This is a genomic window from Melghirimyces profundicolus, from assembly GCF_003054245.1.
Taxonomy (GTDB): Bacteria; Bacillota; Bacilli; order Thermoactinomycetales; family DSM-45169; genus Melghirimyces; species Melghirimyces profundicolus.
Genome location: NZ_QBKR01000029.1, coordinates 16,788 through 37,498, shown reverse-complemented (window position 1 = coordinate 37,498; position 20,711 = coordinate 16,788). Strand labels below are relative to the sequence as shown.

At 55.1% G+C, this 20,711-nt stretch carries 18 protein-coding genes, 3 tRNA genes, 1 rRNA gene, 1 other RNA gene and 1 other annotated feature; of the genes, 1 reads left to right on the top strand and 22 read right to left on the bottom strand.

Annotated elements, in window-relative coordinates:
- The 22 genes from C8P63_RS16330 to guaB all read right to left on the bottom strand — a co-directional run.
- Positions 1-100, bottom strand: a 16S ribosomal RNA gene (locus tag C8P63_RS16330); the annotation flags it as partial.
- 305 nt (positions 101-405) lie between these two features.
- Complete coding sequence (locus tag C8P63_RS16325; protein ID WP_146172199.1) at positions 406-678, bottom strand: pro-sigmaK processing inhibitor BofA family protein; 273 nt, start codon at positions 676-678, stop codon at positions 406-408.
- A 251-nt stretch (positions 679-929) separates the two neighbouring features.
- Entirely contained in the window at positions 930-1,934 is a 1,005-nt protein-coding gene (locus C8P63_RS16320) for a CPBP family intramembrane glutamic endopeptidase (protein WP_108025873.1), read from the bottom strand.
- Between the two features lie 44 nt (positions 1,935-1,978).
- A complete protein-coding gene (gene recR, locus C8P63_RS16315; protein WP_108025871.1) occupies positions 1,979-2,575 on the bottom strand; it encodes a recombination mediator RecR in 597 nt (198 codons plus the stop codon).
- Positions 2,576-2,625: 50 nt separating this feature from the next.
- Entirely contained in the window at positions 2,626-2,937 is a 312-nt protein-coding gene (locus C8P63_RS16310) for a YbaB/EbfC family nucleoid-associated protein (protein WP_108025868.1), read from the bottom strand.
- A gap of 20 nt (positions 2,938-2,957) precedes the next feature.
- Positions 2,958-4,667, bottom strand: a complete 1,710-nt coding sequence (gene dnaX, locus C8P63_RS16305) for a DNA polymerase III subunit gamma/tau (RefSeq protein WP_108025881.1) — start codon at positions 4,665-4,667, stop codon at positions 2,958-2,960.
- A gap of 111 nt (positions 4,668-4,778) precedes the next feature.
- On the bottom strand, positions 4,779-6,224 hold the full coding sequence (locus C8P63_RS16300) for an ATP-binding protein (protein ID WP_170109719.1): 1,446 nt from the start codon (positions 6,222-6,224) through the stop codon (positions 4,779-4,781).
- Between the two features lie 190 nt (positions 6,225-6,414).
- An RNA gene (gene ffs, locus C8P63_RS16295) (signal recognition particle sRNA large type) lies at positions 6,415-6,680 on the bottom strand.
- Between the two features lie 109 nt (positions 6,681-6,789).
- Positions 6,790-6,882: transfer RNA gene (locus C8P63_RS16290), tRNA-Ser, on the bottom strand.
- Positions 6,883-6,994: 112 nt separating this feature from the next.
- Positions 6,995-7,471, bottom strand: a complete 477-nt coding sequence (tadA, locus tag C8P63_RS16285; protein WP_170109718.1) for a tRNA adenosine(34) deaminase TadA — start codon at positions 7,469-7,471, stop codon at positions 6,995-6,997.
- Between the two features lie 6 nt (positions 7,472-7,477).
- Positions 7,478-7,924, bottom strand: a complete 447-nt coding sequence (locus C8P63_RS16280; protein WP_108025862.1) for a Fur family transcriptional regulator — start codon at positions 7,922-7,924, stop codon at positions 7,478-7,480.
- Between the two features lie 25 nt (positions 7,925-7,949).
- On the bottom strand, positions 7,950-8,807 hold the full coding sequence (locus C8P63_RS16275; RefSeq protein WP_108025860.1) for a metal ABC transporter permease: 858 nt from the start codon (positions 8,805-8,807) through the stop codon (positions 7,950-7,952).
- A 46-nt stretch (positions 8,808-8,853) separates the two neighbouring features.
- Positions 8,854-9,609, bottom strand: coding sequence for a metal ABC transporter ATP-binding protein (locus tag C8P63_RS16270; RefSeq protein ID WP_108025858.1), 756 nt, complete (start codon positions 9,607-9,609; stop codon positions 8,854-8,856).
- Between the two features lie 283 nt (positions 9,610-9,892).
- A tRNA-Arg gene (locus C8P63_RS16265) sits at positions 9,893-9,968 on the bottom strand.
- A gap of 104 nt (positions 9,969-10,072) precedes the next feature.
- Entirely contained in the window at positions 10,073-10,207 is a 135-nt protein-coding gene (locus C8P63_RS19825) for a hypothetical protein (RefSeq protein WP_281258738.1), read from the bottom strand.
- Between the two features lie 151 nt (positions 10,208-10,358).
- Entirely contained in the window at positions 10,359-12,200 is a 1,842-nt protein-coding gene (asnB, locus tag C8P63_RS16260; protein ID WP_108025856.1) for an asparagine synthase (glutamine-hydrolyzing), read from the bottom strand.
- Between the two features lie 320 nt (positions 12,201-12,520).
- A tRNA-Ser gene (locus tag C8P63_RS16255) sits at positions 12,521-12,610 on the bottom strand.
- Positions 12,611-12,679: 69 nt separating this feature from the next.
- The gene (gene serS, locus C8P63_RS16250; protein WP_108025854.1) at positions 12,680-13,963 is read right to left on the bottom strand and encodes a serine--tRNA ligase; all 1,284 of its coding nucleotides are present in this window, start codon (positions 13,961-13,963) and stop codon (positions 12,680-12,682) included.
- 42 nt (positions 13,964-14,005) lie between these two features.
- Positions 14,006-14,235 (bottom strand) — a binding site (T-box leader).
- Between the two features lie 125 nt (positions 14,236-14,360).
- On the bottom strand, positions 14,361-14,948 hold the full coding sequence (gene pdxT / locus C8P63_RS16245; RefSeq protein ID WP_108025852.1) for a pyridoxal 5'-phosphate synthase glutaminase subunit PdxT: 588 nt from the start codon (positions 14,946-14,948) through the stop codon (positions 14,361-14,363).
- A gap of 21 nt (positions 14,949-14,969) precedes the next feature.
- Complete coding sequence (gene pdxS / locus C8P63_RS16240; protein WP_108025849.1) at positions 14,970-15,872, bottom strand: pyridoxal 5'-phosphate synthase lyase subunit PdxS; 903 nt, start codon at positions 15,870-15,872, stop codon at positions 14,970-14,972.
- 97 nt (positions 15,873-15,969) lie between these two features.
- On the bottom strand, positions 15,970-17,199 hold the full coding sequence (locus C8P63_RS16235) for a D-alanyl-D-alanine carboxypeptidase family protein (RefSeq protein WP_170109717.1): 1,230 nt from the start codon (positions 17,197-17,199) through the stop codon (positions 15,970-15,972).
- Positions 17,200-17,368: 169 nt separating this feature from the next.
- A complete protein-coding gene (guaB, locus tag C8P63_RS16230) occupies positions 17,369-18,826 on the bottom strand; it encodes an IMP dehydrogenase (RefSeq protein ID WP_108025845.1) in 1,458 nt (485 codons plus the stop codon).
- An 820-nt stretch (positions 18,827-19,646) separates the two neighbouring features.
- Here guaB and C8P63_RS16225 point away from each other — a divergent pair.
- Positions 19,647-20,711 (top strand): YaaC family protein, encoded by a 1,065-nt coding sequence (locus C8P63_RS16225; RefSeq protein WP_108025843.1) that lies wholly within the window; start codon positions 19,647-19,649, stop codon positions 20,709-20,711.

The window sequence follows — 20,711 nt, the reverse complement described above, 5'->3', positions numbered from 1 at the left end:
ACGTCACCCCGAAGGGATCCGTCGGCTTCCTCCGCTCGACTTGCATGTATTAGGCACGCCGCCAGCGTTCGTCCTGAGCCAGGATCAAACTCTCCAATGAAGTCCGTCAGCGGCTTCGCCGCTTACGGACTTTCATGTCCGGCGGTGGCCGGGCCACCTCCGGACCGAGCTTGAAACGCTCATTGACAGGGTCATGTCTGCGCTCTTCAGTTTTCAAGGAACGCTCTCGTCGCGGCTCCCCGCGACCGCCGCTCCCTCGCGGCGACAAGATCTATCTTATCAAAGGCATCCGATCTTGTCAACAGTTTTTTTGATTTCTTTTTCGCCGGGCTGGCCGTTTCGGCCTCGCCTCAGCGGCGACGAATAATAATTTACCATGGACATCTCATTTGGTCAACCCCTTTTTTAACTTCCCGCCAGAAACAGTTTGATCACCACCAGACAAACCAACCCGGGAAGGCCCAGAACCCCGGTTACAAAGGAAGTAACGGGATTGATGGGAAGACGGAAGTCAACCCATTCCCCGGCAAGATTCAACAGAAACAGAACCAATGCTCCGACCGCGGTATAAAGAAGACTGTACCACACCCAGCGCAACGGTTTGATCACCGATTTGCTGATCAGCATAAATAAAACCACCCCTCCCAAAGCGGCCATCATCCACCATTGGATTTCCACCCGCCTCACCCTTTGTCCCGTTTTGTACAAGCGTATGAGGCTTTCGACCGCCTTAGAACTCCTCTCATCCCGATCGTTTTACAGATCATGATAAGGACGGGATTCCGGATTTTTCATGACCCGATCCACGTTGTTTGGCCTCCACGGGGTTTACGCCGCTTCTCCGCCTCCGTGTTTCAGGATTGAGCGCCTGTCTCACATGAGAAGGCCCAGATGCCGCATGCATCGGGCCTTCTCTCATTGGTCCGCCTTCAGGATGAACCGAGGAGGTCAAACACCACGGACAACACATTATTGACAATGTGAAACAACACCGGAGCCCACAGGTTTCTGAAGAAAACATAGAGGCTGCCCAGAATCAAACCCATAACAAACAACGGAGCCAGAAAAACGACGTCCACATGAAACAGAGCAAATACAACCGAGGAGAGGATCACCGAGGCGACAACCCCCAACCTTTTTACCAAAAAACCCATCAACAGGCCCCGGAACACCACTTCCTCTGCCGCGGGACCGATCACTCCGATCAGCAATAACTGCCCCACGACATAAATCCACCCCAGATCCACAGCCTGATGGATTCCCCCGCTGATGCTGTCCTCCCGCCAGGATTGCATTTCCAATGAAAAAAGTCGGCCCACCGGCTCTGTCACGAGAGGATCCAGAAGATAATAAACGAAGAGATATCCCGCCGCCGCCGCAAACATCATCCCGATCCACCGCCGCAAGGGAGGAACCTGAAAACCCAGCCGCGGCAGACAGCGTCTGAACAGAACCAACGCCAGGCCCAACATGAATGCGTGAGGCAAATAAGGAGCCAAGGCGGACAACCAGCCGTCTTTTTCCGTGATTGCGTAATACGGGATAAAAAAACCGACCGTTGAAACCTGAACCCACGCGAAATAGTAAGCCAGGTCCCCGCCCGTCAGCGGCCCTTCTTTCCCCTTCCTTTCATAAGAAAAACCATTGGCAAAACCCGCGCCGATAAACATCAACGCCCCGATGAAAGTGAGGAACATCCAAAGAAGATACTGGATCAGAAAAACCGGGTCGGCAGACTGCCCTTGCGTGATCCGCCATAAACCTTCTCCGGTTTTTTCCCACTGAAGGGCGGAGAACTCCACGGGAATCATGTAAAAATAACTCAACAAAAGCAACCAGGCAGCAACCAGACGAATGTTCCCGGAAACGGGAGTACGCCCGGGCCTTCGACCTGAAGCCGACGGAACGGGGTGGGTGGTGCGAACTGGCATCATTTCGAGTGCTCCCTCCGGTTGTCGCGGATTTGAATCGGACCGCTTTAAAGTTCCCGACGTCCCTCCAACGCTTTGGTCAAAGTGACTTCGTCGGCATATTCCAGATCCCCACCTACCGGCAACCCGTGGGCAATCCGTGTCACCTTCAACCCGAAGGGTTTGATCAAGCGTTGAAGATACATGGCTGTCGCTTCCCCCTCGATATTGGGGTTGGTGGCCAAAATCAATTCCTGCACCGTTTGATCTTCCAGGCGTTTCAAGAGGTCCGGTATACTGAGTTCATCGGGGCCGATTCCCTCCATCGGGGAGATGGCACCATGGAGCACATGATAGAGACCGGAGTATTCACGGGTTCGTTCCATCGCGATGACGTCCCTCGGATCCTGCACCACGCAGATGATGGAACGGTCCCGATTTTTGTCACGGCACACGGAACAGACCTCCTGATCGGAGATGTTACTGCAAACCCGGCACCGCTTCAGGTCCCTCTTGGCGCGCACCAGGGCTTTGGCCAATTCCATTACATTGTCTTCCTCCATTCCGAGGACATAAAACGCCAGACGTTGAGCGGTTTTGGGTCCGATGCCCGGCAGGCGCATAAACCCGTCGATCAATTTCGAAATGGGTTCGGGCATATTCATTTCATCCCCCCCTTTCTTCGGTTTCCCGTCACACAGAAAAGGCCTGTTCTTCAGAACAGGCCCGGGATGTTGAGGCCACCGGTCATTTTTCCGAGATCTTTGGCCACCAAATCGTCCACTTTCTTCATCGCTTCGTTAAAAGCAGCGGTCACCATATCCTGAAGCATTTCCACATCTTCCGGGTCCACGGCTTCCGGGTCGATCTCCACCGCAAGTACCTGCTTATGCCCGTTCATGGTCACTTTCACCACACCGCCCCCGGCCGTGCCTTCCACTTCTTTCTCACCCAGCTCTTCCTGGGCTTTGGCCATCTGCGCCTGCATTTTTTTCATCTGCTTCATCATTTGGTTCATGTTTTTCATAGGGGATCCTCCTCATGAAGTTAATCGGATATTTCCACCATATCCTCGCCAAACAATTCCACTGCACGTTCCACGGGGTCGTCGGAAGAGCGCCCCTTTGCCGGTTCTTCTTTCGCCGTCTTCTCCAAAGCGGCGGAGGTCTCCGTCTCCGCACGGCAACGCTCCCACTCCGCCCGCATCACCGTATGAAGAACCAGCGGAGTGCCCAGCACGTCTTTGATCACCTGTTCGATCAGGGTTTTGTTCGGCTTCTTTTCCGTGGTTTCCCGATGGATGGAGTTTTTAAAAGAAATCAACACGCTGTCTTCCGTCGCGGCGACGGGTTCCCCGTCAATCAACCAAGCGTGGACCGTAATTTTCTTTTCTTTCACCTCGGCCAAAACTTCGGGCCAATTCCGGATGACCTGCTGCAAACGTTCCTTGGATCCCTTTTTCAGAAAGGTTTCCAGACGGGGGGAGCCCACCGGACGACGGTCCGCTGAACCCTCGGTCTTCTCAACCTTGTTTTCAGGGGAAACGTTTCTTCCGGCGGAAATCCGGGTTCGTCTCAATTCTTCCACCTTGTTCTCCAGCTTTTTCAGCTGTTCCTCCAAGTGGAGTATCTTTTTCTCATCCCGGACTTCCGGCGATGGATACGGTGCTGCCTCGCTTTCCTGACAGAGGCGGACCAAGGTCATCTCCAAAAGAATTCGCGGATGAGGGGCCCATTTCATTTGCTGTTGAGTCCGGATCAAGATGTCCAGGACGGTTTCCAAATCTTCGGCGGAAGTCTGTTCCGCCAATTCCAGCCACCGCTTTTCACCGGCCATGCGCTCTCTGATTTCTTCCAAATTCGGAGCCGCAACCAAAAGAAGGAGATCCCTTGACAAATGGATCCAGTCATGGACCAGGCGTTCGGGTTCCAACCCGTCCATCAGCAATTCGTCGACCGTTTCCAGGGCGGCGGCAGCATCCCGATTGATGCAGAACTCCATCAGCTGTCCCAAGGTGGATCGGGAGACCGAACCCGTCACAGCCAGCACCGAAGCTTCGTCCACATGACGGTCGGAAAAGGCAAGCACCTGATCCAACAGACTGAGCGCGTCCCGCATCCCTCCATCCGCCGATCGGGCAATGGCGGCCAAAGCGGCGTCCTCTGCCTCAATACCTTCGGAACGGCAGATTTTACGCAGATGGTTCAGCAGGTTTCCCATCGTATGGCGTCGAAAGGAAAACCGCTGACAACGGGAAACGATGGTGGACGGAAGTTTATGCGGCTCTGTGGTGGCCAGGATGAACAGGACGTGTTCCGGCGGTTCCTCCAGTGTCTTGAGGAGGGCGTTGAAAGCCTCCGTGGTCAACATATGGACCTCGTCCACAATATATACCTTATAACGGACTTCCGAGGGAGCATACTTCACTTTGTCGCGAAGATCGCGTATTTCATCGACTCCCCGGTTGGAGGCGGCATCGATCTCCACCACGTCCATGAGAGAACCTTCCGTAATCTTGCGGCAGGCTTCACATTGATTGCACGGCTCCGGCGCGGGTCCTTTCAAGCAGTTCACCGCTTTGGCCAAGAGTTTGGCCGCGCTGGTTTTCCCCGTGCCCCGGGGGCCGCTGAAAAGATAAGCATGGGAAAAATGCCCTTCCGAAAGTGCATTCTTCAAGGTGGTGGTCACGTGTTCCTGACCGATCAAATCTTCAAATGTCTGCGGTCTCCATACACGGTACAATGCCCGATAGGACACCGGAACCCCCCCATTTTCCTCCGTTTCGCAGGCGGAGGGCAATCATGATGAATCCATCATACTACAGAACCGATGATTTTTCCAAAAATAAAACCCGCCCTGGCAAGGGGGTCAGCGGGGGAAAAAAGGGAGGAGCACCCGGAACAACGCCCCCCTTTCCCCGGAACGAACCTGGATGTCTCCGTTAAGATCCTGGATGATCCGCCGGCAAACCGGAAGTCCGAGACCGGTGCCGTTCTCCTTGGTGGTATAGAAAGGATCAAAGATCCTCTTCATGTCGGAAGCCGGAATGCCGGGACCGTTATCCTCCACTTCCAGGATCAGCTGCCCCGCTTCCCGATCGCAGGATAACCGGATCGTCAGGAACCCTCCTTCCCCCATCGCCTCAATCCCGTTCTTGCAAAGGTTGAGTACCACCTGCTTCAACACTTCCGCATCGGCCCGAACCGGCGGACACAGACCTTCCTTCACGTACCGTACCTCGATGTTATGGAGTATCGCTTCGTTTTCAATGATCGGGAGAAGTTCCCGGATCACCCGGTCCAGCGCCACCGGTTGTTTCTTCAGATCCCGCGGTTTGCTCATCAACAGGAACTCCCCGACAAGACTGTTGATACGGTCGATTTCACGGAGCATGATTTCGGTATATCCCTGCCCCTTCAGGTCCCCTTTTTCATTCAGTACGTGCCTCATCACCTGAAGGAAGCCGCGGATTGACGTCAACGGGTTGCGGATCTCATGGGCGGTGCCTGCCGCAATCTGCCCGATCATGGCCAGGCGGTCTGTTTGCCGCACCTGTTGATCCAAGAGGTGAATCTGTGAGATATCCGTCATGGTGAGAATGGTTTCTTCCGGGTGACCTTCAGGATCCCTTCCCAGGACGTCAAAATCAACCGTCGCGACCACCGGACTGTTGTGGAGGGTCCAGGAAGCAGACAGACCGCGGAAAGGTTCCCCGATCGCAATCTGTTTCCGGATCTCTTCCAGCCCTTCCCCTTCTCTCAATCCGCTGAAAAGACGGTCCATCTCCCGGTGCTCCACTTCCTTCCGTTCGGCTCCGATCATCTTCAATGCAACGGAGTTGATTCCCTTCACTTCGGAGTGTTTCGAAAGGATCACGCCCACGGGCAACCGCTCCAGGATGGTTTCGGCATGTCGGGTCACCAAGTCGTCCCGATTGATCAGCAACATGTGATACCACCGACCATAGCAGGTGCCGCTCAACAATTGGACCATGGCGGAACAGGGATCGGAGATGTCGGGGCGAAGGATTCCCTTGATCGACTCGGGGGAGTTCCACGCGGCAGGCCTTCGGATGTAATCCATCACTTCGCAGGGAAGGGCCAAGAAACGTTCACACGGACTTCCCACCACTTGCTCTTTTTCCAGACGCAGTTCCCGAAGGAAATTTGGGCTTACCGCCTCGACGGTCCCTTGTTCATCGACCAGCAGAACAGACTGGGGCAGGTTTTCCACCCAGGCCCCCAAAAGACCTGCATGAATGTCGAGATCAAAGGCGATGGGCAATTTACGATCTGCATCCCCGTTAAAATTCAATGGAAGCACCCTCTTCACCCACAAATAAACCCCCGAAACGTGCATGAAGTACACTAATGACAATATTCTCCCTTATCAGATATATTCGCCCCGGTTCGCCAACTTCCTCCCCCGAGACGAATTTCCAACAAGCTGTATTAAAATTAAAAAGCGTCCAACCTGCTTGGTCGGACGCTGATGTATGTAGGGACCGCGCACCCGGCTTCGATCTCCTTCGCCTGGGCGGGCTCCATGCAATCAGCTCGGATCAGGCACCCCCGCGGCACACGGGAGGATCCCCTTAGTGCTGCTTCCGTCAGGACCTGACACGGTTCGGAGGTTCCCGTTGCGCAGGACCTGTTCGTCAACACCTCTTGCACGGACCGGACCCCACACGATGAGGACCTCTGCCGGGAATTCGATCCCGCTAAGGCGGATTGCGGGTACAGGGCACCGCCAGCTCCCCATCTAGCGCGGTTTTTTTATTGTAACACAGAATCCCCCGTCCCTCAACGGGGGATCCCCCCTTCCACCAATTCCCGCTTTTACAAAAAAAGCCCTTCCCTTCACGGAAGGACCTCGGTTATGGCGGAGAGGGTGGGATTCGAACCCACGGTACGGGGAATGCCCGTACAACGGTTTTCGAGACCGCCTCCTTAAGCCACTCGGACACCTCTCCTCATGCTGACAGTACATTATCTTAGCGGAAAACGGACAAACAGTCAAGGTTGGATCAAACCATGTAAATCTTTAGCTTTTTTATGATAAATGTATAGCTTTAAGAAACAAAATCATTTATTTTTTCGGTTATTCCTGCGCAGGTTGCGAAAAAAACCGGTTAAAAGCCGCCCGCATTCCTCCTCCAAAATGCCCCCCATCACTTCCACCCGGTGGTTGAAACGCGGATCCACGGGCAGGTTCATCAGGGTACCCGCACACCCGGCCTTCGGATCGTAAGCTCCAAAAACAACGGTTTCCAGCCGTGCCAACATGATGGCACCTGCGCACATGGGACAGGGTTCCAGTGTCACATACAGATGGCACCCCGATAACCTCCATCCGCCCACACGGCGGGCCGCCTGTCGGATTGCCACCATTTCCGCGTGGGCAGTGGGATCCCCCTCGGTCTCACGCAGATTGCAACCGCGCCCGATGATCTCTCCGTTATGCACCACAACCGCTCCGATGGGAACCTCCCCCAGCTGTTCCGCTCTCCAAGCTTCCTTCATCGCTTCCTTCATCCACCGATCATGCCTCACAATAACCACACCACCTTAAGAATGGGTACAGTTTCCCTCATTTTTTGACACGGCCTCGCAATCCTTACAGTAACCGAAAATCTCAAATTTGTGACCGGTAATGGTGAAATCCTCCGGTTCCCCGAGAATGGCATTCATCGGACACACATTGAGTGAACGGGTCCGTCCGCACTCTTTGCAAATCAAATGGTGATGATGAGGATCGCCGCCGCAATGGAGACGATAACGGCGTTCCCCTTCCCATTCCGTCCCTTCCACAATTCCCAGATCCTCGAACAGGGAAAGGTTTCGGTAGACCGTGTCCACACTCAGGCCCGGATAGTCTTCCTGCATCTCTCCCAAGACTTCCTTGGGGGTCAAATACCGGTCCTCTCTGCTGAAGATCTGAACCATTCTTTCCCGTTTGCCGGTATATTTGTACCCTTTGGATTTGAGAATATCCAGCGCTTGTTGCAGGTTCAAGATCTTCCCTCCCCTCATTTCCGCCTCAAGCAGCCCCGGTCTTTCCGCTCCCCGGTCGGATCAGCCGTTTTCCGCCGGCCACCGCGAGAAGGATCAAAACAGACACCAATACGATCGTGCCCCCGGAAGCCCAATCAAAGTAAAAAGCGGCAGCCAACCCGCTCAAAACGGAGATTTGGGCAAAAAGCACCGACAGCCACAAGGCCTGCCTGAAACTGGTGGCGATCTGCAAGCTGGCGGCGACCGGAAGTGTAATCAAGCCGGACACCAACAGTATGCCCACCACCCTGATGGAAGCGGTGATCACCAGAGCCACCACCAAGCTGAACAACAAATGGACGAGCCGTCGTGGGATCCCGGAAAGAACCGCGCTCTCTTCATCGAAAGACAGGGCGAAAAGTTCCTTGTAAAAAAAACAGATCACCAGTCCCGCCAAAACCCCCGTCCCGATGATCACCCACAGCTCCGACTCTCCCACGGCCAGGATGCTGCCGAAAAGATACCCGGCCACATCCACATTGAAGCCGTCGGCGGCGCTGATCAACACCACTCCCAGACCGATTCCGCCGGACAGGATCACCGGAATGGCCAACTCCTGATAAGAGCGGTACAAACGGCGCAAACGCTCAACGAATACGGAAGCAGTCAGGGAAAAAACCATTCCCGAGACCATCGGGTTCAACGCCTGAAAGGCGGGAAACTGTTTCTGCAGAAGCAATCCGGCTGCCACTCCGGACAAGGTGACATGGGCGAGAGCATCGGCGATCAAAGACAACCGTCGCACCACGAGAAAAAGCCCAACGATCGGGGAAACAACCCCGATGATCACACCCGCGGCCAACGCCCTCTGCATGAAACCGTAGTGCAAAATCATTTCTATCATAACAGAGGATGCGGCCGGGCCGCATCCATCCCTCCTTCCGGACTTCTCAATGTGCGTGTTCCACCACTTGAACGGGGTGGCCGTAAGCAGCGGTAAACACTTCTTTTTCCCTGCCGACGAATTCATCCGTATCCCCGTGGAAAAAAAGGCGACGGTTCAAACAGGCGATCCGGTTCACATAGGTGGTCACCACGCCGATGTCATGGGTCACCAACAGCAAAGACATCCCTTTTTTACGGTGCAGGTGAGCGAGCAGGCGATAAAACTCGTCCACCGACCGGGTGTCCACCCCCACGGTGGGCTCGTCAAGGATCAGGAATTCCGGGTCGCTGACCAGGGCGCGGGCGATGAACGCCCGCTGCTGCTGCCCTCCGGAAAGTTTTCCGATGTTCCGGCGGGACAGGCTCTCCAGTCCCACCTGCTTGATGGCCTCCTCCACCCGCTTCCAATCTTCCTTTTTCATCCTGCGGAACAACCCCAGCTTGCCGTACAACCCGGAAGCCACCACTTCCCGAACGGTAGCGGGGAAGTCCCGGTTGAAGCTGTTGGCCTTCTGGGAAACGTATCCGATCCGGGACCAATCCCGGAACCGGCGAAGGGGGACACCGAACAGAGACACTTTTCCACGGTCGGGTTTCAGGGCGCCGAGCGCCAGCTTCAAGAGGGTGGATTTCCCGGAGCCGTTGGGACCCACCAAGGCCAAAAAATCGCCTTTTTGAATTTCCAGATCGACCCCTTCCAACACTGTTTGATGATCGAAGGAAAAGTCGATTCCTTCCATTTTCAAAACCGTTTCTCCCATGCTCCACCACCCGCCGTTCTTTCGATGACAGGGTGATCCTCCTTTTCCCGACTTGGTTGTAACCATTATAAATAACAAACACCGGTTTGTAAAACGGAATTATTCCGTTTTGTAGCGCACCGATTCCTGCCGCGACACGGGATTCCTGGTATTTTTCCCAATCACCTCAAGGATTCCCTTCAGTGGTTCCGGACCTCCCTGAAGGACTGATTGCTCTCCCCCCAAAATCATTCACACAAAAACGCCTCCCTCGACAAGAAGAGAGGGAGGCGTTCATCATCATTGGTACGCCCGAGAGGAATCGAACCTCCGACACGCGGTTTAGGAAACCGCTGCTCTATCCACTGAGCTACGGGCGTATGATATCAGGTTATAGATTACCACAGATCGGACGGCATCCGCAAGGGGAAGACAGGCGGAAAAGCCGCCCCTGAAGATGGACGGCACGGGTCCTTCACCTTCGTCATAAAAAATTTCGTTTTTTTCCCCGTTCTTTCTTTCGGGACCGACTTTTCCACTTGAAAATGAGCTCCGGCAATTCCATGAGCAGCCGCAAAAGCGAGACGGTCGCCACCAGCAGTTGAACCCACTTTTCCATTGAAACACCCCTTTTCGGAGGCGGGTTGGGGTTCAGTCCTTGTCTTCATTATAGAACATATGTTCGTTTTTTAACAGCAATTCGACAAAAGTTTTGGGCGATCAAAAAGTCCCCGCCGGCTGCGGCAGGGACTTTTTTTCGATCATTCATTTTAAACCTTCACGTCGTATTCCCTCATCCACAAATCCAGCTGGATGATAAACGCGAACAACTGGGGAACGTTCATCAGTTGTCCGAACCAGGGCAGGTGGACACCGGTAAGATCCTTTTCGGCAAAACACCGCAGCGCCGACCTGTCCAATAACTCCACCACCGGTGAAGTCCGATCCCCGATAATGTGAAGAACTCGCCGGCGGACGGCTTCCAGGTAAAACGGGTTGTGGGTTTTGGGGTAGGGACTCTTTTTTCTCCAGAGCACCTCATCCGGAAGCCATCCGGCCATCGCTTGGCGGAACAGACCCTTTTCCCGTCCTCCCGCCCGTTTCATGCTCCAAGGGACATTCCAGACATACTCCACCAGGTGATGGTCACAAAAAGGAACCCGCACCTCCAAACCCACCGCCATGCTCATGCGATCTTTCCGATCGAGGAGGGTCGGCATCCAACGGGTCAGGTTGAGATAGAATATCTCCCGGATTCTCGCCTCCTCCGCACTTTCCCCCGGAAGACGCGGTACTTCATGGAGGGCATCGTTGTACCGGTCCTCCACATATTCGAGGGGTCGGATTTTCTTTACCACCTCCGGAGACAGGAACCGGATCTTCTCTTTCGTCATCCGAGCCCAGGGAAAGGTACCTTCTTGGATCATTTCCGCCCGGTGGAACCAGGGGTACCCGCCGAACACTTCATCGGCACACTCCCCTGACAGAACGACTGTGGCCTTTTTTTTGATTTCCCTGCAGAAAAGATAAAGAGATGAGTCGACGTCCGCCATCCCGGGGAGGTCTCGGGCCCGAAGCGCCGTATCCAAAGCGGGTACCAGATCTTCGGTATCAATAAGGATATTGTGATGCCGGGAGGAAAGATGCTTTGACATTTTTTTCACCCAGGGGGCATCGGCATTGGGTTGGAATTCATTCGGTTTGAAATACCGGTCATTCCCCACGTAATCGACGGAGAACGTGTCCAGGGGATCTTTCCCCTGTTCCTGGAAGTGTCGGGCGGCGCAGGCGGAAATGGCACTGGAGTCGAGACCCCCTGACAACATGGTTCCAACGGGCACATCGGATACCAGCTGGCGCCGCACCGCATCGGTGAACAGTTCCCGGACGCGCTCCACCGTCCGGTCGGGTCCGTCTTCGTGGGGGCGGCTTTCCAGGGACCAATACCTTTGTCTGATGATCCGATCCGCCTTCGCTTTCATCCACATACCCGGCCAGAGCTCTTTCACCCCTTTGAACACACCGTGTCCCGGCGTCCGGGACGGACCCATCACCAGGACTTCCGCCAGGCCATCATCATCCAGCCGCGGAGACACATCCGGATGGGCCAGGAGGGCTTTCAATTCCGAGGCAAATAAAATCCGCCCCTCCTGTTCCACGTAAAACAGCGGCTTGACCCCGATCCGGTCCCGTGCTATAAACAAACTCTCTTCCGCCTCATCCCAGATGGCAAAAGCAAAGATCCCGTTGAGATGTTTCGGGGCATCCACTCCCCATTCGGCGTAGGAGGCCAGGATCAGTTCCGTGTCCGATCGGCTGTAGAGTACATGTCCCCGGGACTGCAGTTTTTCGGTCAGCTCTTTCATGTTGTACAATTCACCGTTGTATGTGATCACCAGGTTCCGGTTTCCGTACCGCCGGACCATCGGCTGGGAACCGCCTTCCGGGTCGATCACGATCAACCGGCGATGACACAACCCGGCTCTCTGGGAAAGCCAGATTCCTTCGGCATCCGGTCCCCGGGAAACCAACCGCCCATTCATTCGTTCCAAGACTTCCCGTTCCCGGCTCAGGTCTTGATTCCAGTCGATCCAACCGGTCATACCGCACATTTTGTTTATTCCCTCCCAGACGGAGATGATCGATGCATCGCGAATGTCAACCACCGAGACAGTGGCATGCGCCCAATACATCCTATGTAAAGAAAGGGAAGAGGTGCGGAGACAGAATCTTTGTTCCTGTTCAGGCACAAGATTTGTGAACCTCACCGATTTAACCGGGATGGGATTATTTATATTGACTTCATTGCTGTTTCCAAAATAATAAGAAACCGCTCACCCAATGGGTGAGCGGTTTCTTGATTGTAAAAGACGCCCGAACGTGCGACTTTTTGCAGAATCACTTGATGCATCGCCCGAACGTTGGATCCGAATGGCAGAGAGGGTGGGATTCGAACCCACGGAGGGGATCAACCCTCGGCGGTTTTCAAGACCGCTGCCTTAAACCACTCGGCCACCTCTCCCTATAGTACAACTTTAAATTATAGGGAGATCCCCATGGGAAGTCAAGAGGGCCTGAAGAGGCCCTCTTCTCATGTCTGCCCTTTGATTTTCTCCATCCCTCCCATATAGGGACGCAACACTTCCGGAATGCGGACGCTTCCGTCTTCTTCCTGGTTGTTTTCCAGAAGAGCGGCCACGGTCCGGCCCACGGCCAGTCCCGAACCGTTCAGGGTGTGGACGAACTCCGGCTTTGCCTTGTCGTCCCGGCGGAAACGGATGTTGGCTCTGCGGGCCTGGAAATCTTCGAAATTGCTGCAGGACGAAATCTCCCGGTAAGTTCCGGAGCTCGGCATCCACACTTCCAAATCATATTTCTTGGCCGCGGTGAAGCCGAGATCGGCGGTGCACATCAACATGACCCGGTACGGGAGGCCCAGCTTGCGGAGAACCGCTTCGGCATCTCCGACCAGACTTTCCAACTCATCGTAGGAGTCTTCCGGCTTAACCAATTTCACCAGCTCCACCTTGTTGAACTGGTGGTTACGGATGAGCCCCCGGGTATCCCGTCCCGCCGAACCGGCCTCCGAGCGGAAATTGGCGCTGAAGCCCGCATATTTGACCGGCAGTTCGTCAGCGGACAGGATCTCATCCCGGTGGTAATTGGTGACCGGAACTTCCGCCGTGGGAATCAGGTAGTAATCCGTACCCGCCACCGCAAAGGAATCCTCGGAAAATTTGGGGAGTTGCCCCGTTCCCGTCATGCTGTCCCGGTTCACCATATAAGGCGGAATCATCTCGGTGTAGCCGTGCTCTTCGGTCTGAAGGTCCAGCATGAAATTCATCAACGCCCGTTCCAACCGAGCCCCGGCTCCTTTGTAAAAGACAAACCTGGAACCGGTCACCTTGCCTGCCCGATCAAAGTCGAGGAGGTCCAATTGTTTGGCCAGCTCCCAATGGGGCAGAGGATCAAAACCGAAACGGGGCACCTCACCCCAGTGTCGGACCGGTTGATTGTCCTCTTCGCTCTTTCCGATCGGAACGCTCTCATGGGGAATATTCGGAAGGGTGAGCAGCACCTGTTCCAACTCTGCTTCCACCTTCCGCAACTCTTCATCCAATTCCTTGATTCGATCCCCGACCCGGCGCATTTCGGCGATCGCCTCCGACGCATCTTCCCCTGCTTTCTTCTTCTCCGCGATTTCCTTTGAAACCGTGTTGCGTCGGCTTTTCAACTGTTCCGTTTCCTTCAGAAACTTCCTCCGCCGTACGTCCAGACGGGGAATCTCATTCAGTCCGCTGATATCTTCCCCCCGGTGTTTCAGCCTTTCCCGGACCGAGTCCAGCTCTTTGCGCAATTTTTTCAGATCCAGCATCGTCAAACAGCCTCCTTCATAAAAAAATGGAACCCCCACCCCTCAAGGGACGGAAGTTCCGCGTTGCCACCCTTATTGGCCGGATCCTCAACGGGTTTCCGGCCCTCTTTCCGACGGAAATAACGGTCCGCCCCACCGGTCGCACTTATACGGCAATGCCGTTTTCGCGCACAGCTCCGAGAGGGATTCCCCGTTTCGACGGGACGGTTCGCACCGACCACCGACTCTCTGAACCGTCAATCACGGGTACTGGTTCTCATCTACGCCTTTTTGTTTCGATTGTCGCATTCAGGCGCGTTGGTTAACCGGGTTACTGGATCGTGTTAGGCCGCGCTCCAGTTCCCATCCGGCAAAGAAGGAATCACTGTCCGTTCGAATTTTCCAGTCGTGTGTCGAATCAGATGACAGGCGTTGCCCGGGAATCCCGGACCATCTTCACAAAATGGGAGTGAAGCCGGATATCCTCCGTCAATTCCGGGTGGAAAGCCGCACCCAGAAGGTGTTTTTGGCGGACCACGACGATCCGGTCTCCGAGTGAACTCAGCACTTCCACTTCGGGGCCGGTTTCCGTGATATAGGGAGCCCGGATGAAAACCGCCTCGTAATCGTCGGCCACCCCGGAGATGTCCATCCGCGCTTCGAAGCTTTCCCGCTGCCGGCCAAATGCGTTTCTTCGGACCGTGATATCCATCAACCCCAGATGGGAATCCTCCGTTCCTTCGATCCGTCGTGCCAGCAGAATCAACCCGGCGCAGGTTCCGAAAAGGGGTTTTCCCGAGCGCCCCATCTGCCGCACGGGCTCCATCAGATCGTATTGGTGCATCAATTTGCTGATGGTGGTGGATTCCCCCCCGGGCATCACCAGACCGTCCAGCTCTTCCAGGTCCTCGGGCCGCTTGACGGGTGACGCTTCCGCCCCGGCCATCTCCAGCATCTTCACATGTTCCCTCACTGCCCCCTGCAGGGCTAGAACACCGATTTTCATAACCATCCCCCCGGACGCTGGTTACCAACCTCGCTCCTGCATACGGTTGGCCGGTTCCAGTGTCGAGATTTCGATTCCCGGCATGGCGGTGCCCAGGTTCTTGGACAGTTCCACAATCCGGCCGAAATCCTCGTAATGAGTCGTCGCCTCCACGATGGCCCGGGCGTATTTGGCCGGGTTTTCCGATTTGAAAATGCCGGAGCCGACAAAGACCCCGTCGCAGCCTAAGTGCATCATGAGAGCGGCATCAGCCGGAGTCGCCACACCGCCGGCCGCGAAATTGACCACCGGGAGACGTCCCTTTTCATGGACCTCCAGCAACAACTCATAGGGAGCACCCAGGTTTTTGGCTTCCGCCATCAGTTCATCACGGGACATGTTTTGCACTTTGCGGATCTGACTCATCATTTCCCGCATGTGCTTGACCGCTTCCACCACATTTCCCGTACCCGGCTCCCCTTTGGTCCGGATCATGGAGGCGCCTTCCCCGATCCTGCGGAGAGCCTCTCCGAGATTGCGGGCACCGCAGACGAAGGGAACGGTGAACCGGCTTTTGTCAATGTGATATTTATCATCGGCCGGGGTAAGCACTTCGCTTTCATCGATGTAGTCCACACCCATCGCTTCCAACAGACGGGCTTCCACGAAATGGCCGATCCGTGCTTTGGCCATGACGGGAATGGTGACGGCATTCATCACTTCTTCGATGATGCGGGGATCCGCCATGCGGGCCACCCCGCCGGCTGCGCGAATGTCCGCCGGAACCCGTTCCAGCGCCATCACGGCGACAGCCCCCGCCTCTTCGGCGATTTTGGCCTGTTCGGCATTGACGACGTCCATGATCACGCCGCCCTTTTGCATCTCGGCCATTCCGCGCTTTACGCGGTCCGTGCCAGTGGCAAAGCCGTGAGGTTTATCAGTCATGATCTCTTCCTCCTAGTTTTCCCGGAATCCCTGGTTCATAAATTTCATTGTATCGAAACCCTCGCGCCTTGGCAATACGGCCGCCGGCACCCTTCCGTCACCGGAACCATCCGGACACGAACCGGAATATAAGCGTAATCCAGCCGGCTTCTTCCACGCTCTCTTTCGCCACCATGCGCACAGGCGGAACATCCTGGATTTTTCTTCCTTCATGCAGGATGTGAGCTTTTCCCACCACCGTTCCGGCCTCCACCGGAGCGCCCAGGTGGTTTTTCAAGTTCACCCGGACACTGTAGTTATCGTCTCCGGAGCGAACCGGAAGAACACGCGTTTCCTCCAGGACGATGGGGACCTGGGTCTCAGCCCCGCCCCGTACCGAAACCCGATCATGACCGGGAATGATCTTTCCTTTACTCAGGATCGGTGCCATCCGGTATTGTTCATACGCGTAATCGAGGAGCTTTTTTGTTTCCGTGAACCTGCGGCGATCGGAGTCGGTCCCCATCACCACCGTCACCACCTGCATTCCCTTTTTGTCGGCCGATCCGACAAAGTTGTATCCCGCCCGGGTGGTAAAACCGGTCTTCACCCCGTTCACCCCTTCGTAATGGTAAGGGAGATCGAAGAGCATCTTGTTTCGGTTGACCAGCTTTCTTTCCCTCTTCTCACCGACACGGAACTGGAATGTTGGAAGTGCGGTTATTTCCGTCACCTGGGGATAGTCCTTAAGGAGTTGGCGCGTCAGGTTTGCAATGTCCATGGCCGACATGTGATGGCCCCCTTCGATTTCCGGAGGGTCCGGGTAACGGTGTTTTGGAAGTCCCGTGCAGTTGGTGAAATGGGATTTTTTCAGTCCCAGGCGTTTCGCTTCCCGGTTCATTTTTTCCACAAATGCCGTTTCGCTCCCCGCGATATACTCCGCCAGTGCCACGGCGGCATCGTTGGCCGAATAGACAGCCACCGCTGTGAACAGTTCCTTCACGGTTTGTTCTTCCCCGGCTCGAAGGTAAACCTGGGCTTCTCCGATCCCCGCCGCGCGGCTGGAAACTTTCACTTTATCGTCCCAGCGGATCCGGTTCTGTTTCACTGCTTTTAACACAAGATATTCCGTCATGATCTTGGTCAGGCTGGCCGGAGGATAGGTCCGGTTCTCCCGTGATCCGGCCAGGATCCGCCCTGTCTTTATCTCCACGAGAACGTAAGAACGGGCTTCGATCTCCGGAAGATGGTCGGAGGAAGCTCCCTCCGCAGGGACCGGTCCAAGCACGACCGCGAACAACAACAGAACAAAAAAGAGGATGACTGATTTTCTCTTTGTGCCGACCACCTGACTTCCCACCCCGTTCCATCGTCATATATCCCAAAAAAGCCGGAAGGTAAATGATACCACTATCCGATAATACCAGTGTAACGAATGGGCAGGAAATTGAAAACGAAAAACGGGGGATCGCCACCAAAAAAAAGACAGGGAAGAGTCCTTCCCTGTCGATTGAACGTCATATGTTGTAGTTGGGTGCTTCCTTGGTGATTTGGATATCGTGGGGGTGGCTCTCCCGGAGAGAGGCGTTGGTGATCCGGATAAAACGGGAATGCTCCTTAAGCTCCTGAAGGTTCTTCGTTCCGCAATAGCCCATGCCGGCACGAAGCCCCCCCATCAGTTGATAAACCGTATCGGCCAATGGCCCTTTGTAGGGAACCCGTCCTTCAATTCCTTCGGGGACGAGTTTCTGTTCATTTTCCTGGAAGTATCGGTCCCGGCTGCCCGCTTTCATGGCGCCGATCGAGCCCATTCCGCGATAAACTTTGAACTGGCGCCCCTGATAAATCTCGGTCTCACCTGGGGATTCCTCGGTCCCGGCAAAGATGCTGCCCAACATGACCGCATCCGCTCCTGCAGCCAACGCCTTGACGATATCGCCGGAAAATCGGATTCCGCCGTCTGCGATAACGGGGATTCCGTACTGGCGGGCGACGACGGCACAGTCATAGATGGCGGTGATCTGTGGAACACCGATTCCCGCCACGACACGGGTGGTACAGATGGAACCGGGTCCGATTCCCACTTTGACCACACTGGCTCCGGCTTCAATCAGATCGCGGGTTCCTTCTCCGGTGGCCACGTTTCCCGCCACGATCACGAGGTCTGGATACTGTTTTCGCAGTTTGGCCACCGTCTTCAGTACGCCCCGGGAATGACCGTGTGCCGTGTCCACCACCAGAACGTCCACTTCCGCTTCGACCAATGCGGCTGCCCGCTCCATCGTATCCCCGGAAACCCCGACGGCGGCTCCGGCGAGGAGGCGACCGTGAACATCCTTGGCCGCATCGGGAAACATGGTCGCCTTTTCGATATCCTTAATGGTGATCAACCCTTTAAGGACACCTTCTTCATCCACCAGCGGCAACTTTTCGATCTTGTGTTTCTGAAGAATCTCCTCCGCGTCGGAAAGGGTGGTCCCCACAGGTGCCGTCACCAGGTTTTCCCGGGTCATCACTTCGGAGATCGGAATGGAAAAATCCCGGATGAACCGCATGTCCCGGTTGGTGATGATTCCGACCAGCTTTTGTCCCTTATCCACAATCGGTACCCCGGAGATGCGGTACTTGGACATCAGGCTTTCCGCTTCATACACTTTATTATCGGCATACAGGTAGAAAGGGTTGGTGATCACGCCGCTTTCGGACCGCTTTACCCGATCCACCTCTTCCGCCTGTTCAGCTGCCTCCATGTTTTTGTGGATGATGCCGATCCCTCCCTGCCGGGCCAGGGCAATCGCCATCGGAGCTTCGGTCACCGTGTCCATCCCCGCGCTCAATAATGGTACGTTCAGTTGGATATGCTCTCCCAGGCGGGTGGTAATGTCAACGTCTTTCGGAAGGATGTCGGATTTGGCAGGCAACAACAACACGTCGTCAAACGTCAATCCTTCTTTGGAAAATTTATTCTCCCACATTTGCCTCTCGATTCTCCTTTATTCCAGGATCCGTTTTCAGGTTTTTGAAATCGTATCAGACGGTCCGAAACCCTGTCAAGTTGCGCCAAACCGGGCTTTCACGGCCTTCCTTGAGTCTCTCCCGGATTGACCGTGCGATCAAAGCGTAAGAAATCAGGAGAATCGGAAAGGACTCGAATGGACAACCCCTTCGAAGCGTTGTGATTGAATGTTCGTTTCGATAAAAGGGGAAGCATTTACCCGAAATAGCGACTTTGCTGTCCTGCCCAGCGGAGAAGCAGCCTGCAAGGGCGTTCAGGGGCAAAAGCTTCTCTGTGTTGCATCCGAAGGCGTTTTGCCCCTGCCCGCAGCAGGATGATTCGGAGCGGACAGTGCAACCATCTCTGCAGGACAGCATAGCGAGACCGGGGAGCGAGCGACCCAGGCGAGACTTGTGCTCTGTGAGTGCATAGCGAGACCGGGGAGCGAGCGACCCAGGCGAGACTTGTGCTCTGTGAGTGCATAGCGAGACCGGGGAGAGAAGCGACCCAGGCGAGACTTGTGCTCTGTGAGTGCAGCCGGAGCGGCTTTGGGTAAATGCTGCCGCTCACTTTTTCACAACGCTTTTAGAGTCGTTCCGCAGAAAAAACCGAAGGCCTACCGAAACCCGGGAAAAGCCCGATTCTCTTACCCGGCGCTCCTGGGTTTTAGTTGGGCCAAGCCGCCCTCCTGAAGTTATCCCCTGTTATCCACAGCTTATCCACAGGTTCGGTGTTTTTTCATAAACAGGTGGCCGACCACGCAAAATAAGGTTCATGACAACGGGAAAGCAGGGATCCATGTGGATTCATCGATCAGGGCCATCCCCTGTGATTCGCCGGAACAGAAAATGTGGAACCTTTTTCTCCTCTTGGAAAACGAACCCCTCGTTCGGTCGTTTTTGGAGAAAAAGTACAGGAGAAGTGGACTGGACCGGCCGGAGAGAGCCGCCTTCCGGGCGGCGCAGCCTCTGATTTATTATGTGAAGCAGGCCAGGGAGTATTACCGGGCGGCCCGAATCAGCAGTCTCTTCGCCCGGCCGCTTCTGGCTTATTACGGGATGATGACTCTCACCAAAGCCCTGGTGTTATCGAGGGACCCCGATTATCCTCGGAATACCGCCGTCATGCGCCATGGAGTCTCGACTGCAAAACGGAAGCGCGGATATTTCCGGTTTTTCGAAGATAAAGTAAGGGTTCAGCGTCACGGATTGTTTCCGGAACTGGCCCGGCTCAAAGGAGAGGAGGCCCTGATCGGGAAGAGCTGGTCCACACGGGAGCTCTTCTCCCTCATCCCTGAGATGCAGGATGGCTACCGTCAACTTTTTTTGGAAGAGACCCTCTATCCCGTCGCCGTGTTCCATGCTCCCCCCGATGAAAAACAAGGCATGGCCTTCTATCTGGAAGACCGTCTGTTGGATGGGCTCCATCTGACCCCCCGCGGGTTGGCTGAACGCCTCAACCATGCGGGTAAAAAAGGGGAAGTTCGATTCGCCTGGGAAGAACAAAGGGAAAGCTGCCATCGCTTCCGCCTTTTTTGGCAACATCGGAGAGTCTCCCACGTGAACCGATGGGGGCAGGGATTCGATCATCCCTTTTTCCGGGAAGATATCCGCGGAGGATACTATCTGTTCGTCCGAAGCGTTCCTGCCGCCTATCTGCCGGAACTTTTCGTTCATTATCTGCTGTTGTTCCACCTCAGCATGCTGTGCCGGTACGAACCCCCTCTGTGGGGCGAGATGATTTACGGGATGACCTCGGAAGAGATGGTTCTGATCGAAGAGTTCCTGCAGGTGACACAACGGAAATTTCCCAACCTGGTCCTGAACGAGCTGTTTGAAGAAAAAATCTTGTTTCGACGGGCGTGA

What these genes read in the sequence shown, in the direction of transcription:
- C8P63_RS16320 (WP_108025873.1), bottom strand. Translation starts at nt 1,934, where the DNA reads ATGATGCCAGTTCGCACCACCCACCCCGTTCCGTCGGCTTCAGGTCGA.
- recR (WP_108025871.1), bottom strand. Translation starts at nt 2,575, where the DNA reads ATGAATATGCCCGAACCCATTTCGAAATTGATCGACGGGTTTATGCGC.
- C8P63_RS16310 (WP_108025868.1), bottom strand. Translation starts at nt 2,937, where the DNA reads ATGAAAAACATGAACCAAATGATGAAGCAGATGAAAAAAATGCAGGCG.
- C8P63_RS16275 (WP_108025860.1), bottom strand. Translation starts at nt 8,807, where the DNA reads ATGATAGAAATGATTTTGCACTACGGTTTCATGCAGAGGGCGTTGGCC.
- C8P63_RS16270 (WP_108025858.1), bottom strand. Translation starts at nt 9,609, where the DNA reads ATGGGAGAAACGGTTTTGAAAATGGAAGGAATCGACTTTTCCTTCGAT.
- C8P63_RS19825 (WP_281258738.1), bottom strand. Translation starts at nt 10,207, where the DNA reads ATGGAAAAGTGGGTTCAACTGCTGGTGGCGACCGTCTCGCTTTTGCGG.
- asnB (WP_108025856.1), bottom strand. Translation starts at nt 12,200, where the DNA reads ATGTGCGGTATGACCGGTTGGATCGACTGGAATCAAGACCTGAGCCGG.
- serS (WP_108025854.1), bottom strand. Translation starts at nt 13,963, where the DNA reads ATGCTGGATCTGAAAAAATTGCGCAAAGAGCTGGACTCGGTCCGGGAA.
- pdxT (WP_108025852.1), bottom strand. Translation starts at nt 14,948, where the DNA reads ATGAAAATCGGTGTTCTAGCCCTGCAGGGGGCAGTGAGGGAACATGTG.
- pdxS (WP_108025849.1), bottom strand. Translation starts at nt 15,872, where the DNA reads ATGACTGATAAACCTCACGGCTTTGCCACTGGCACGGACCGCGTAAAG.
- guaB (WP_108025845.1), bottom strand. Translation starts at nt 18,826, where the DNA reads ATGTGGGAGAATAAATTTTCCAAAGAAGGATTGACGTTTGACGACGTG.